The organism is Nonomuraea sp. NPDC049784, from assembly GCF_040659615.1.
Classification (GTDB): Bacteria; Actinomycetota; Actinomycetes; order Streptosporangiales; family Streptosporangiaceae; genus Nonomuraea.
This window is the reverse complement of sequence record NZ_JBFAMX010000276.1, coordinates 1-13,184: the sequence shown is the minus strand read 5'-3', so window position 1 is coordinate 13,184 and position 13,184 is coordinate 1. Positions and strand designations below refer to the sequence as shown.

Below are 13,184 nucleotides of genomic sequence, written 5' to 3'. Positions count from 1 at the left end.
GGGCGCCGGCCGCGGACTCCGGATGACGTTCGCGGCCGCCGCGCCGAGGGCGTTTCGCGTGGACGCAGAGCGCGGTGACGAGCAGGCTCCAGATCGCCCCTTCGGCGAACAGCACGGCGGCGGCGACCGGCTCGACGTGGTTTGCGACACCGGTGGTGATGACCATGAAGACGATGAAGCGAGTGCTGTGCTCGGCCATGGGACGGCTGATCCCGCCCACCACCGCGAGCAGGCCCGCGAGGAGCACGACGGTCACCGCGGTGATCCACCCTCGCCCCGCGACGACGGCCCCGGCGAGCCCCGCCACAGCCGTGCCCGCCACCACGGCGGCTCCCTGAGCCAGGGCCGAACAGAGGCCCACAGCCAGGCGCCCAGGCCCCGGGGAGACTCTTCCCAGGGAGACGCCGCTCACGGCGAGGGCTCCGATGGCCGCCAGGGCGCCGAGCGCAGGCCACCCCGAGGCGACTCCCCACGCGAGCGGCCCGCCGAGCGCCAGCGCGGCGGGCGCCATGCGTCGCACCTCGATCCGCACGCAGCACCTCCCGGCGTGCCAGCATACCGATATTCCTACGCACTGCGTAGCGAATATGGCTTGATTTCTGTGGATTCTCTGGGAATTAGTAAGTGATAGCGTAATAATCATGAACGATGAGGACCTGCGGGCCACAGCCGTGGCACTCCGCCGGGCGGCCATCGGCCTGGCGCGGCGCCTGCGCGAGGAGCGTCCCGCGCACGGCCTCGGCGGCCTGTCCCTGTCCCTGCTCGGCCACCTGCACCGGCGCGGCGCGATGACGGCGGGAGAGCTCGCCGCCGCCGAACACCTCCAGCCCCAGTCCGTCACCCGCGTGCTCGCCTCGCTGGAGGAGCAGGGCCTGATCCGCCGCTCACGCGACGAGGACGACCGCCGCAGGCACCACATCGTCCTCACCGAACGTGGCACCGCGACGCTCACGCAGCAGGTCGGCGCCACGGACCAGTGGTTGACGGAAGCGTTGGCCCGCAAGCTCACCCCCGCCGAGTGCCGGATCCTGGCAGTGGCGGCCGACCTGCTCGAACAGCTCCAGACCTAGCGGTACGGGTCGCGCAGCGGCGTGACGCGTCCGGCGAAGTCGGCCTTGATCCGGTCCATGCGCGGCCCTGGCGCGTAGAAGCGGCCTTTGGTCTCGCCGTACGGCTGCAGCCAGCCCTTGGCGGCGAGATCGCGGAGGTCGCGCGCAGCCTGCCCCTGGCTGAGGCCTTCGTCGGCCTGGTAGCGGCTCCTGCGCAGCCGCCTGTTCACGAACACCTCGTAGAGCGCGGAGACGGTGCGGCTGTTGAGCCCGTCGGCGTCGACCTGTTCCTCCAGGAGCATCCAGATCTCTCCGGCCTCGGCCAGCCGCTGGCGGACCCGCTGCGCCTGCATGTGGTGCGCCTTCAGACAGAACCGCACCCAGCTGAGGGTCTCACCATGCGGCCGCCACGAACCCTGCTGAATCTCGCGAAGCGCGCGGTAGTAGTCGATCGTGTTCTCGCCCAGGCCGAGCCACTCCTCGATGGAGGAGAACTCGGGCGTGAGAATCTGATCCCTGCCGAGGACCAGTGTCTGCAAGGCGCGCGACATCCTGCCGTTTCCGTCACGCCAAGGATGAATCGCGACAAGGTTGAAATGTGCCATTGCGGCGCGCACATAGCTCGGCGCGGCGAGATCCCCGTCGTTCAGCCACTCGACGAGCCGGCCCATCAGGCCAGGCACCTGTTCGGCATCCGGACCCTCGTAGACGACCTCTCCGGTCGCGGAGTTGCGCACATAGATTCCGCCCGGCCGCATCACACCAGGGGTTTTGTCGCGATGATGACCGATCATCATGAAATTGAGCGAGTTGAGCAGCCCTACGTCGAACCTGAATGCCGGTGCGCGAGAGAGCAACTGGATGTAGGTCAGCGCCTGCTGGTATCCCGCGATCTCCCGCGCCACCGGCGCCGACGTCTCCAGCGGCTCCTCTCCCGCCATGATCGACTCGATGTCCTCGACGCTGGCCCGGTAGCCCTCGATCGAGTTCGAGCCCTGGATCGCCCGCGCCTGCAACTGCCTGCGCAGTTGCCCGTCCCACCGGTGCGTCTCGGCGAGCCGGTACTTCAGGTCGCGCCGCATCTCCTCGATCTCCTCGAGGACGCCTTTGTCCACGGGCTCCAGCGCCGGGGGCTCGTACAGCATGCCCTCATAACAGCATGGGCGAATCATCCAGTCAAACGACTGAATGATTCGCCCATCTTTGCCCTCTTTAGGCGGCGACCGTAGCGACCACCTCCGCCGGGACGAGCGCGATGTCCAGGACCTCGCGGACGTCGCTGACCGCGTGGATGGTCAGCTCGTTCCTGACCTCCTCGGGCACGTCGTCCAGGTCCGGCTCGTTGCGGGCCGGGATGAGGACTGTGGTGATGCCCGCGCGGTGCGCCGCCAGGAGCTTCTGCTTGACTCCGCCGATCGGCAGGACCCGCCCGGTCAGCGAGATCTCGCCGGTCATGGCCACGTCACCGCGTACCAGACGGCCGGACAGGAGGGACGCCAGCGCGGTCGTCAGCGTCACACCGGCGGAGGGACCGTCCTTGGGCACGGCGCCCGCCGGGAAGTGGACGTGCACCGAGCGGTCCTTCAGCGCGGTGACCGGCAGCTCCAGCTCCGCCCCGTGTGAGCGCAGGTAGGACAGCGCGATCCTGGCCGACTCCTTCATCACGTCGCCCAGCTGGCCGGTCAGCGTGAGGCCCGTCTCGCCGGTCTCCGGATCAGCCAGGGACGCCTCGACGTACAGGACGTCGCCGCCGGCGCCGGTGACCGCCAGGCCCGTGGCCACGCCCGGCACGGAAGTGCGCTGGGTGGCCTCGGGCAGGGACGACTCCGGCACGAACCGCGGCCGTCCGAGGTAGCCGACGAGGTCGTCCTCGCCGACCGTGACGGGCAGCTCGTCCTTGGCCGCCACCTTGCGCAGGACCCTGGCGACCGCGCGCTCCAGCGACCGGACGCCCGCCTCACGGGTGTACTCGGCGGCCAGCTTGCGCAGCGCGTCGTCCTCGACCGTGACCTCCTCGGCGGTCAGCCCGGCCAGCTCCCGCTGCCTGGGCAGCAGGTGGTCGCGGGCGATCGCGACCTTCTCGTCCTCGGTGTAGCCGTCGAGCGTGACGATCTCCATCCGGTCCAGCAGCGGCCCGGGGATGGCCTCCAGGACGTTGGCCGTGGCCAGGAACAGCACGTCGGACAGGTCCAGTTCGACCTCGAGGTAGTGGTCGCGGAACGTGTGGTTCTGGGCCGGGTCGAGCACTTCCAGCAGGGCGGCCGTCGGGTCGCCGCGGTAGTCGGCGCCCACCTTGTCGACCTCGTCGAGCAGGACCACCGGGTTCATCGAGCCGGCCTCGCGGATGGCGCGGACGATGCGACCGGGCAGCGCGCCCACGTAGGTGCGCCGGTGGCCGCGGATCTCGGCCTCGTCGCGTACTCCGCCGAGCGCGACTCGTACGAACTTGCGGCCCATCGCGCGGGCCACGGACTCGCCCAGCGAGGTCTTGCCGACTCCGGGAGGACCGGCCAGGGCGAGCACGGCGCCGCTGCGGCGGCCGCCCACCACGCCGAGGCCCTTGTCCTGGCGGCGCTTGCGCACGGCCAGGTGCTCGATGATGCGGTCCTTCACGTCGGACAGGCCCGTGTGGTCGGCGTCGAGCACGGCCCGCGCGCCGGTGATGTCGTAGTTGTCCTCGGTACGCTCGTTCCAGGGGATGTCGAGCACCGTGTCCAGCCACGTGCGGATCCAGCCGGTCTCGGGGGACTGATCGGAGGTCCGCTCCAGCTTGTCGACCTCCTTGAGTGCGGCCTCGCGCACCTTCTCCGGCAGGTCGGCGGCCTCGACGCGCGCCCGGTAGTCCTCTTCCTCGGTCTCCGTGTCGCCGTTGAGCTCCTTGAGCTCCTTACGCACGGCGGCGAGCTGCTGGCGCAGCAGGAACTCGCGCTGCTGCTTCTCCATGCCCTCCTGGACGTCCTTGCGGATCGTCTCGGCGACGTCGAGCTCGGCGAGGTGCTCGCGGGACCATTCGATCAGCTTGGCCAGCCGGTCGGCGGGGTCGGCGGCCTCGAGCAGCTCGACCTTCTGCGCCGTGGTCAGCCAGGGGGTGTAGCCGGAGCTGTCGGCCAGCACCGAGGGGTCATCGATCTGGTTGACCTGGTCGACCACCTGCCAGGCGCCGCGCTTCTGCAAGATCGTCGTGGCCAGGGCCTTGTACTCCTTGGCCAGCTCCTGGGCGCGCTCGCCGGCGGCCACGGTGTCGATCGTGTCGGCCTCGACCCACAGCGCGGCGCCGGGTCCGGTCGTGCCGGTGCCCACGCGAACGCGGTTGACGCCCCGCACCACGGCGGCGGGCTCGCCACCGGGCAGTCTCCCGACCTGCTCGACAACGGCCTGGACGCCGATCGCGCCGTAACGGCCGTCGATCCGGGGAACGAGGAGGACCCGCGGCTTGTTGCCACCAGATGCACGGGCCGCGTCAATGGCAGCGCGCACCTCGGAGTCGGACAGGTCCAGGGGAACGACCATGCCGGGCAGGACGACCTCGTCGTCCAGCGGCAGGACCGGGAGGATCAGACTCTCACTCATGCGAACTCCAAAGGGTTGAGTTATACCGACTCAATTCATTGGAGCCCAGCAATGTTCCCTCTCTTGCTGATGTTCGCTCACGGCGATCGTAATCATGTAAGCCATACCTGAGGGTGACGCTCTGGATCAGACCTTGGAGTGACGCCGTCCGGGAGTCGCGTCCGTAAGCTTGACCAGGTGATCTCCGTCCCCCGCCCCCGCGTGAGACGCGGCCGCGTGCCCGGCCGGGACGCCCCCGGCAGGCAGGAGACCACGCCTGAAGAGGATGCCCTCAGCTGGTGGGAGCGCGCCTTCGGCCGGCTCGAGCGGCTGACCGCGACCGCCATGCGGCCCCTCGGCATGGCGTTGTTCCAGAGTGACGCCGATCCGCCCCCGCGATCGCGGCGGCTGACGTTCAGGACGCCGCACCGGCTCGGGCTGCCGATCCCGTTCATGAACTTCAGCCTGGTCCAGGCGGCCGACGTCGTGCTGGCCCTCGTCCTGTTCGGCCTGACGGTGTCGATGATCCTGGGCTGGAACGCCGAGGCGGCCCGCCTCCACGTGCTCAACCCGGTCCTGGCCGCGCCGGTCTCCGACCTGTTCGTCTATCTGACCGCGATCGGAACGTCCCTGCCGATCGCCCTGCGTGACCGCTGGCCGCTGGCCGCCTGGCGGGTCGCGGCCACGCTGGTGCCGGTCGGCGTCTGGGTGTCCACCACGGTCGGCGACATCGGGCCGCCCTATATGCTCCCGATGGTCCTGACGTACCTGCTGGTCGTCTACTCCGTCGCCGTCCGCTGCGACCGGCGGATCACACTGGGGATCTGGTTCATCACAGTCGTGGCGGCCTGGATCATCCATCCCAATTCGATGGCTCTGGTCACGGTCGTGGTATCAGTCGCGATGCTGTTCGGCTACAACGTACGCGTGCGGCGCAGCGCAACGGCCAGGCTCGTCAAGGAGGAGCGGCGCTCCCGCGAGGCCGAGAGTGCGCAGGCGGTGCTGGAGGAGCGGGCCCGTATCGCCAGGGAGCTGCACGACGTGGTCGCACACCACATGTCGGTGATCGCGATCCAGGCGGAGGCGGTCCCGCTCAAGGCCAGGGGCGATCCCGCGCAGCTGGAGGCGGGGCTGGCGGAGATCCGCGAGCTGTCGCTGGAGGCGATCGCCGAGCTGCGCCAGGTCCTCGGCGTGCTGCGCGACCAGGACGGCCGCGCCGACACCGCGCCCCAGCCCAGGCTCGACCGTCTCGACGAGCTGGTCTCCAACGCCCGCGCCGCCGGACTGGCCGTGCTCGTCGAACGTTCCGGCCGGGTCGGCCGCCTGCCGCCCGCCGTCGGGCTGTCGGCGTACCGGATCGTGCAGGAGTCGCTCAGCAACGCGATGCGGCACGCGCCCGGCGCGACGGTGACGCTGGACATCGCGCGGAGACCGGGCGAGCTGCGGGTGCGGGTCGCCAACGGCCCGGGCACCGCTCCAGGCTCGGCGCCGGGGGCCGGTCAGGGCCTGGTGGGGATGCGCGAGCGGGCGGCGCTGCTCGGCGGCACGCTCGCCGCCGGTCCGGTCGAGGGCGGGGGCTTCGAGGTACGCGCGACGCTTCCCCTCACGGACGACGTGGAGAACGGGCAGGAGTCCGTCCCATGAGGCGGGCCCGTAGATCGCAGGCGAGACCGATGATGACCTGCGGGCGACGCCGTTCGCCGATCGTGGAGAGGAAGAGGGCTTGATCCGGGTTCTGATCGCCGACGACCAGGGGATGGTGCGCACGGGCTTCACCGTGTTCCTGAGCGGGCAGCCGGACATCGAGGTCGTGGGCGAGGCGGCCAACGGGCGGGAGGCCGTGGAGCGGGCGGCGGCGCTGAGCCCGGACGTGGTGCTCATGGACGTGCGCATGCCGGTCATGAACGGCCTGGAGGCGACCAGGGAGCTCCTGTCGCGCAGGACCGGGCCGAAGGTGCTCATCCTGACGACGTTCGACCTCGACGACTACGTGTACGAGGCGCTTCGGGCGGGGGCCAGCGGGTTCCTGCTCAAGGACGCCTCCGCCGCGCAGCTGGTGGAGGCGGTGCGGGTGGTCGCGGCCGGGGAGGCGCTCATCGCCCCGGCGATCACCAAGCGGCTCATCCACGAGTTCGCCAAGCTCGGCGGGCCCCGGCCGGTGGCGGGCCGGCACCTGGCCGAGCTGACCGAGCGGGAGACGGAGGTGCTGACGCTGATCGCCCAGGCGCTGTCCAACCAGGAGATCGCGGAGAAGCTGTTCGTGGCGGAGCAGACGGTCAAGACGCATGTGGGGCGGGTGCTGATGAAGCTCGGGCTGCGCGACCGCGCCCAGGCGATCGTCTTCGCCTACGAGACCGGCCTGGTCCGCCCAGGCGAGTGACCCCGGGACGGGCTCCACCGAGCGGCCTGTCCCCGTTCCGCTTCCCGGGCCTCCGCCGTACAGTCGGCTGATGAACCCGGTTGAGCTGTTTCATCAGGTGGCGCAGACCGTTCCCGCCTACAAGGCGTTTCTGGCGGAGCACCGTATCGACCCGCAGGACGTCGCGACGCCGCAGGACTTCGCGCGGGTGCCGATGACGTCCAAGGACAACTACACCCGCCGCCACCCCCTCCCCGACCTGTGCAGGAACGGCCTGATCGGGGACATCGTCGCCGTGTCCTCGGGTTCGACCGGCGTCCCGTCCTTCTGGCCGCGTTCGGCTGAGGACGAGCGGGTGATCGCGGCCCGGTTCGAGGAGGTCTTCAGGGACTCCTTCGACGCCCGCGAGCGCCGCACCCTCGCCGTCGTCTGCTTCGCCCTCGGCACGTGGGTCGGTGGCCTGTTCACCATCAACTGCTGCCGCCATCTGGCCGAAGGCGGCTACCCGATCACTGTCGTGGCCCCGGGCACCGACAGGAGGGAAATCTTGCGGGTCATCCCCGAGCTGGCGCCCCACTTCGACCAGGTCGTGCTCCTGGGCTACCCGCCGTTCCTGAAGAACGTCATCGACACCGAGGACCTCCCCTGGGCCGACTGGAACATCAAACTTGTCACGGCCGGTGAGGTGTTCAGCGAGGAGTGGCGCAACCTGGTCGCGCAGCGGGCCGGGATCGCGGACCCGGTCAAGGGCATCGCCTCCCTGTACGGCACCGCCGACGCGGGCGTCCTGGGCAACGAGACGCCGCTGTCGGTCGAGATCCGGCGCTTCCTGTCCACCCGGCCGGGCACGGCCAGGGAGCTGTTCGGCGAGTCCAGGCTGCCGACGCTCGTACAGTACGACCCGGATGTCCGGTTCTTCGAGGAGCACGAGGGCACGCTGCTCTTCTCCGGCGACAACGGCATCCCGCTCATCCGCTACCACATCGCCGACGAGGGCGGTGTGGTGCCGTACGACGACATGCTCGGCTTCGTCCGGCAGCGCGGCTTCGAGCCCGAGGCCAAGGGACCGGAGCGGCCGTTCGTGTACGTCTTCGGCCGCGCCCACTTCACGGTGTCCTACTACGGCGCGAACGTCTACCCGGAGAACATCGCCGTCGGCCTGGAACAGCCCGAGGTCAGCGGGTCGGTGACGGGGAAGTTCGTCATGGAGGTGGTGGAGGACTCCCACCGCGACCGGCATCTGACGATCACGGTGGAGCTCATGCCCGGCGAGAAGCCGTCGGACGAGACGGCCCAGGCCGTGGGCGAGTCGATCCTGGCCCAGCTGCTGAGGCTGAACAGCGAGTTCGCCAACTACGTGCCCGCCTCGCAGCGGATGCCGTTCGTCCGCCTGCGGGAATCCGGCGATCCCGAGTACTTCCCGCCGGGCGCCAAGCACAGCTACACCCGCTAGCGGGCGCGGCGTGGTGGGTGAGGAGGTGGTACGGCCACGGGTGTGGGCGTGAGGACGGGTGACTTCTTGACCTGGCGTTTCCCGGGCACGGAAGTGGAAAGGCGGGTTTTCATGACATAGTGTCGCCATCAGCTTGACGTCGGGTGCCGACGTTTGTGACACTTCGTCATGAAAACGTACACGCGAGTTGAGGTAGTCCGTGACCACGCCGTTCTCTGAATCCCTGCGGAACGCCACCTGGGCCGACCACGAGTCCGCCGAGTCCGAGAGTTATCTCGCGGAGCTCATGGGCGGCCGGTTGAGCGAGCACGAATACGGCGAGATGGTGGCCCAGCACTACTTCGCGTACGCCGCCCTCGACGGGGCGTCGCGGCAGCTCGCCGGCCATCCGGTGGCCGGCCGGTTCGTGTTCCCCGAGCTGTATCGGGAGCGGGCGCTCGAGCGGGATCTGGCGACGATTTACGGGCCGGGCTGGCAGCGGCGGATCTCGCCGTCCAAGGCCACCCGCACGCTGGTCGCGCGGATCCACCAGGTGGCCGACTGGCCGGGCGGCTACATCGCGCACCACTACACGCGCTATCTGGGCGATTTGTCAGGCGGGCAGTTCATCAGGATGGAGCTGCAGAAGATCTACGGCTACGGCAAAGACGGGGGCGTCGACTTCTACATCTTCGACGAGCTGGGCAGCCTGCCGAGGTTCAAGAGCGAATACCGCTCGCGGCTCGATGAGCTGGAGCTCGACGAGCGCGAGCGGCAACGCGTCATCCGCGAGGTCCGCCTGGCCTACCAGCTCAACACCGAGGTCCTCACCGAACTGCACCGGACTCGCCAGCCCGCCTGATCGATTCATCTCGGGCCGGAGCGGGCCCGGTATCGGCTGGAAGAAACCGGAAGGGGCCTACGATAGGCCTATGCCCCGGATCTCGGCCGCCACCATCGGCGAGCATCGCGCGCAGACGCGCGACCGCATCCTGCAGGCCGTCTCCCGCCTGTCCAGGATGCACGGCATCGACGCCATCTCGATGACGGACGTGGCCGGCGAGGCAGGCATCACCAGGACCGTCCTGTACAACTACTTCCCGGACAAGGCGGCCCTGCTGCTGGCGTTCACCGAGCGGGTGACCCAGTACTTCATCGACAGCTACGAGCGGGAGCTGCCGGAAGGCGCCTCTCCGGCCGACCGGTTGCGGGCGTTCGTACGGTTGCAGCTGGCGGGCCTGCTCGCCCATCCCCACCCGGGGGCCGCCGATCTCGGCGCCGCTCTCGGTCCGGACGCCTACCAGCAGCTGGCCGAGCACGTCGCACCCATGCAGCGCGCCCTGGTGGAGATCCTCGAGAGCGGTGTGGAGTCCGGCGGCTTCCGCCTGCTCGACGTGGAGGCCACGGCCCGGATGATCCTCGCCGTCATCGGCGCCGAGCGGGTTCCGCTGATCAGCGGGGACGTGACGGTGGACCGGGCCGCGGAGCTGGTGTCCGAGTTCGTGCTGCGGGCCCTGAGCACCGAAAGCGCCGCGTGACAGGCCAGGGAACCGTGCCCGGAGACGGCCACGTCGAGCTCAGCTCCGCCCGCGGCCGCTGGATCCTGGGCGCGACCGTGCTCGGCTCGGGCCTGGCGCTGCTCGACAGCACCGTGGTCAACGTCGCGCTCCCGTTCCTCGGCAAAGAGCTCGACGCGGGCATGGACGGCCTGCAGTGGACGATCAACGCTTACACGCTCACCCTCGCCGGCCTGATCCTGCTGGGCGGGTCCCTGGGCGACCGCTACGGGCGGCGGACGATCTTCGTCATCGGCGTCGTGTGGTTCGCCATCGCGTCCGCCCTGTGCGGCCTGTCGCCGAACATCGAGTTCCTGATCGGGGCCCGGGCCCTGCAGGGGATCGGCGGGGCGCTGCTCACGCCCGGATCCTTGGCGATCATCCAGGCGTCGTTCGTGCGGCACGACCGGCCCCGGGCCGTGGGGATATGGTCGGGGCTCGGCGGAGTGGCCGCCGCGATCGGGCCGCTGCTGGGCGGCTGGCTCGTGCAGACGGCCGGATGGCGGTGGGCGTTCTTGATCAACCTGCCGTTCGCAGTGCTCATCGTGCTCGTCACCGTGCAGCACGTGCCCGAGAGCAAGGACGAGGAGGCGGTGGGCCGGTTCGACGTGCTCGGGTCGGCGCTGGCGGCGCTGGCGCTGGCCGGGATCACGTACGGGCTGATCCAGAAGGGCGCGCCCGTGCCGCTCATCGCCGGAGTGCTGCTGGGGGCGGCATTCGTGGTGACCGAGATCCGCAGATCACCGGACGCGCTGGTGCCGGTGGGGATCTTCAGGAACCATGTGTTCGCGGCCGTGAACGTGGTGACGCTGATCATGTACGCGGCCATGGGCGTGGTGTTCTTCCTGCTCGTGGTACAGCTCCAGGTGGTGTCCGGCTTCGGGCCCATCGAGGCGGGGCTGGCGATGCTGCCGACGACGATCCTGATGATGTTGCTGTCGGGCAGGGCCGGCGAGGTGGCCAAGCGGATCGGGCCGCGCTGGCCGATGACGGCCGGGATCCTGCTGGCGGGCTGCGGCTTCCTGGCGATGAGCACGATCGGGCCGGGCGTCTCGTACCTGCTGGGCGTCCTGCCCGCGGTCACGGTCTTCGGGCTGGGGCTGTCCGCGGCGGTCGCGCCGCTCACCTCGACTGTGCTGGCCACGGCCGAGGAGCGGTACGCGGGCACGGCCAGCGGCATCAACAACGCCGTGGCCCGGACCGGCAGCCTGCTGGCCGTCGCCGCGGTGCCGCCGCTGGTCGGGCTCGTGGGCGACGCGTTCAAGGAACCGCCGGTGTTCAACGCGGGGTTCCGGGCGGCGATGCTGGTCAGCGCCGGGATGATGGTGGTCGCGGCGCTGATCACGTTCCTCACCATCAGGACGAACGTCCTCGCGACCGAGGACTAGGAGAAACGGCGGCAAGGCCCCGTACGCCGGCGACCCGCGCCACGCTAGAAGGTGAAGGCCTGGCTGCGGACGCTGTTGTCGAAGTTCGACAGGAGCAGGTCGGGTTCGCCGACCGAGCGGATGCCGGGCAGCCTGGTCAGCAGCTCGCGGAACATCGTACGCATCTCCTGCCTGGCCAGGTTGGCGCCGAGGCAGAAGTGCGGGCCCGGGCCGCCGAAGCCGACGTGGGGTTTGGTGTCGCGGGTGATGTCGAACGTGTCGGCGTCAGGGAAGACCGACTCGTCCCGGTTGGCCGAGCCGTAGAAGAGGACGACCTTGTCGCCCTTCTTCAGCTCCAGCCCACGCAGCGAGTAGTCCTCGGTGACCGTGCGCCTGAACTGCATGATCGGTGACACGTACCGGACCATCTCCTCGATCGCGCCGTTGACGTGCGTGTCGAAGTCGCCCATCAGCAGCTCGCGCTGCGCCGGGTTGTCGGTGAGGAGTTTGACGCCGTGGGCCATCGTGTTGCGGGCGGTCTCGTTGCCCGCGACCAGCAGCAGCGCGAAGAACGAGCCGAGCTCCTTGTCGGTCAGCTTCTCGCCGTCCGGGTTGGCGTTGACCAGCAGGGACACCAGGTCGCCCTTGGGGTTGGCGACGCGCTCGTGGCCGAGCTTGATGACCATGCGCTGCAGGGCCAGCAGGGCCAGCATGTTCTGTCCGGCCATCTGGACGCTGCGGGCCAGGCTGGGGCGCACGCCGGTGTAGGCGGTGGAGATGTCGACGTGCTGGTGGACCTTTTCCCGCAGCTCCTGTGGGATGTCCAGCATGTCGCAGATGACGTGGATGGGCAGCCGGGAGGCCACCTGGGCCACGAAGTCGCGCGGGCCGTCCTTGACGACGTCGTCCACGATGCGGGCGCAGGCGGCCTCGATGTCGCTCTGCAGGCCGACCAGCATCTTCGGGCTGAACGAGCGGGTGACGATCCTGCGCAGGCGGGCGTGGCGCGGGTCGTCCATGTTGACCATCGACTCCCCGAACACCTGCTTCACCCAGCCGGGCGGCTCCGGGTTGGTCACCGCCGGCTCGCTGGAGAAGACCTTGGCGTTGCGGCTGGCCTCGATCACGTCCGCGTGCCGTACGAGGGCGTAGAAGCCCTTGCCCGACCGGAGGAACGGCACTTTCTTCTCCGGGAAGAACACCGGATGCTCTAACTGCCGGAGCCGGGCGAACGCCTCATTCCGCTCTTTGAGCGGCTTGCGCCAGAAGTCCAAGTCCGCGAGGTCGATGTCCACGCGACTATCGTGGCACGTTCCCACCGCACTGGGGATCAGGAGCGGATGTGCATCCGGTTCTCCTGGGCCGTTCTCGCGCCGTTCAGGCACGGTTCGACCTGTGTGGACATTACTTCCGGTATGAAGCTGCTGCTCGCCGCCTGTCTGGTTCTTCCTCTCACTTCCGGTACGACTCCCACCGCGGCTCGGTCGTGCGGTGGGCTCCCTCTCGACTTCGACGGCGACGGACGGCCCGACCTCGCCGTGGCCGCGCCCTACGACGACTCCCGGGCCGGGTCGGTGAGCGTGATGTACGGGTCCGGGAAGAAGGCGAAGCTCACGCAGCAGGGTGCGGAGCCGGGTGACTCGTTCGGCTCGGCTCTGGCCGTGGGGGACTTCAACGGGGACAAGTGCGCCGACCTGGCCGTGGGGGTGTCGGAGGAGTTCGTGGGCGCCCGGGTGCCCGGCGGGGACGGGAACGGGGTCGTCCAGATCTTCAACGGCTCGGTCGAGGGGCTGGTCGCGGGCAAGGAGCTGGCGCTGGCCAAGCCGTCCAGCGACCGGTTCGGGGCGTCGCTGGCCGCCGGGGACCTCGATG

12 protein-coding genes are annotated in these 13,184 nt (G+C 69.7%); 8 read left to right on the top strand and 4 right to left on the bottom strand.

Annotated elements, in window-relative coordinates; all coding sequences use genetic code 11:
- Window positions 1-532, bottom strand: a 532-nt coding sequence (locus tag AB0J09_RS38035) for an FUSC family membrane protein (protein ID WP_360701928.1), incomplete at its 3' end; no start/stop codon positions are given.
- Window positions 533-641: 109 nt separating this feature from the next.
- Between AB0J09_RS38035 and AB0J09_RS38030 the strand changes: the two genes are divergently transcribed.
- A complete protein-coding gene (locus tag AB0J09_RS38030) occupies window positions 642-1,070 on the top strand; it encodes a MarR family transcriptional regulator (RefSeq protein WP_360701925.1) in 429 nt (142 codons plus the stop codon).
- Here AB0J09_RS38030 and AB0J09_RS38025 read toward each other — a convergent pair.
- Window positions 1,067-2,131 carry a Fic family protein gene (locus AB0J09_RS38025; protein WP_360701922.1) on the bottom strand — a complete coding sequence of 355 codons (1,065 nt, stop codon included), beginning with the start codon at window positions 2,129-2,131 and terminating at the stop codon, window positions 1,067-1,069. The two genes, AB0J09_RS38030 and AB0J09_RS38025, sit on opposite strands and share 4 nt — an antisense overlap.
- Window positions 2,132-2,261: 130 nt before the next feature.
- Complete coding sequence (gene lon, locus AB0J09_RS38020) at window positions 2,262-4,619, bottom strand: endopeptidase La (RefSeq protein WP_360701920.1); 2,358 nt, start codon at window positions 4,617-4,619, stop codon at window positions 2,262-2,264.
- Window positions 4,620-4,796: 177 nt separating this feature from the next.
- Here lon and AB0J09_RS38015 point away from each other — a divergent pair, with 177 nt between their 5' ends.
- The 6 genes from AB0J09_RS38015 to AB0J09_RS37990 all read left to right on the top strand — a co-directional run bounded on the left by AB0J09_RS38015 (window position 4,797) and on the right by AB0J09_RS37990 (window position 11,333).
- The gene (locus AB0J09_RS38015) at window positions 4,797-6,242 is read left to right on the top strand and encodes a sensor histidine kinase (protein ID WP_360701918.1); all 1,446 of its coding nucleotides are present in this window, start codon (window positions 4,797-4,799) and stop codon (window positions 6,240-6,242) included.
- 79 nt (window positions 6,243-6,321) lie between these two features.
- Window positions 6,322-6,978 carry a response regulator transcription factor gene (locus AB0J09_RS38010; protein ID WP_360701915.1) on the top strand — a complete coding sequence of 219 codons (657 nt, stop codon included), beginning with the start codon at window positions 6,322-6,324 and terminating at the stop codon, window positions 6,976-6,978.
- Window positions 6,979-7,048: 70 nt separating this feature from the next.
- Window positions 7,049-8,410, top strand: a complete 1,362-nt coding sequence (locus AB0J09_RS38005) for a phenylacetate--CoA ligase family protein (RefSeq protein ID WP_360701913.1) — start codon at window positions 7,049-7,051, stop codon at window positions 8,408-8,410.
- Between the two features lie 199 nt (window positions 8,411-8,609).
- Complete coding sequence (locus AB0J09_RS38000) at window positions 8,610-9,251, top strand: biliverdin-producing heme oxygenase (RefSeq protein WP_360701910.1); 642 nt, start codon at window positions 8,610-8,612, stop codon at window positions 9,249-9,251.
- Window positions 9,252-9,321: 70 nt separating this feature from the next.
- On the top strand, window positions 9,322-9,927 hold the full coding sequence (locus AB0J09_RS37995) for a TetR/AcrR family transcriptional regulator (RefSeq protein ID WP_360701908.1): 606 nt from the start codon (window positions 9,322-9,324) through the stop codon (window positions 9,925-9,927).
- Window positions 9,924-11,333: an MFS transporter gene (locus AB0J09_RS37990; RefSeq protein WP_360701906.1), complete on the top strand. Its 1,410-nt coding sequence runs from the start codon at window positions 9,924-9,926 to the stop codon at window positions 11,331-11,333. Before AB0J09_RS37995 ends, AB0J09_RS37990 begins: the two co-directional genes overlap by 4 nt.
- 44 nt (window positions 11,334-11,377) lie before the next feature.
- On the opposite strand, the gene AB0J09_RS37985 is transcribed toward AB0J09_RS37990, so the two are convergent.
- A complete protein-coding gene (locus AB0J09_RS37985) occupies window positions 11,378-12,607 on the bottom strand; it encodes a cytochrome P450 (RefSeq protein WP_360701903.1) in 1,230 nt (409 codons plus the stop codon).
- 120 nt (window positions 12,608-12,727) lie between these two features.
- Between AB0J09_RS37985 and AB0J09_RS37980 the strand changes: the two genes are divergently transcribed.
- The coding region (locus AB0J09_RS37980) for a VCBS repeat-containing protein (RefSeq protein ID WP_360701900.1) at window positions 12,728-13,184 on the top strand (457 nt) is incomplete at its 3' end.

Bases quoted from the DNA above. Each gene is read 5' to 3' on its own strand.
- AB0J09_RS38030 (WP_360701925.1), top strand. From the start codon at position 642: ATGAACGATGAGGACCTGCGGGCCACAGCCGTGGCACTCCGCCGGGCG.
- AB0J09_RS37995 (WP_360701908.1), top strand. From the start codon at position 9,322: ATGCCCCGGATCTCGGCCGCCACCATCGGCGAGCATCGCGCGCAGACG.
- lon (WP_360701920.1), bottom strand. From the start codon at position 4,619: ATGAGTGAGAGTCTGATCCTCCCGGTCCTGCCGCTGGACGACGAGGTC.
- AB0J09_RS38025 (WP_360701922.1), bottom strand. From the start codon at position 2,131: ATGCGGCGCGACCTGAAGTACCGGCTCGCCGAGACGCACCGGTGGGAC.
- AB0J09_RS38005 (WP_360701913.1), top strand. From the start codon at position 7,049: ATGAACCCGGTTGAGCTGTTTCATCAGGTGGCGCAGACCGTTCCCGCC.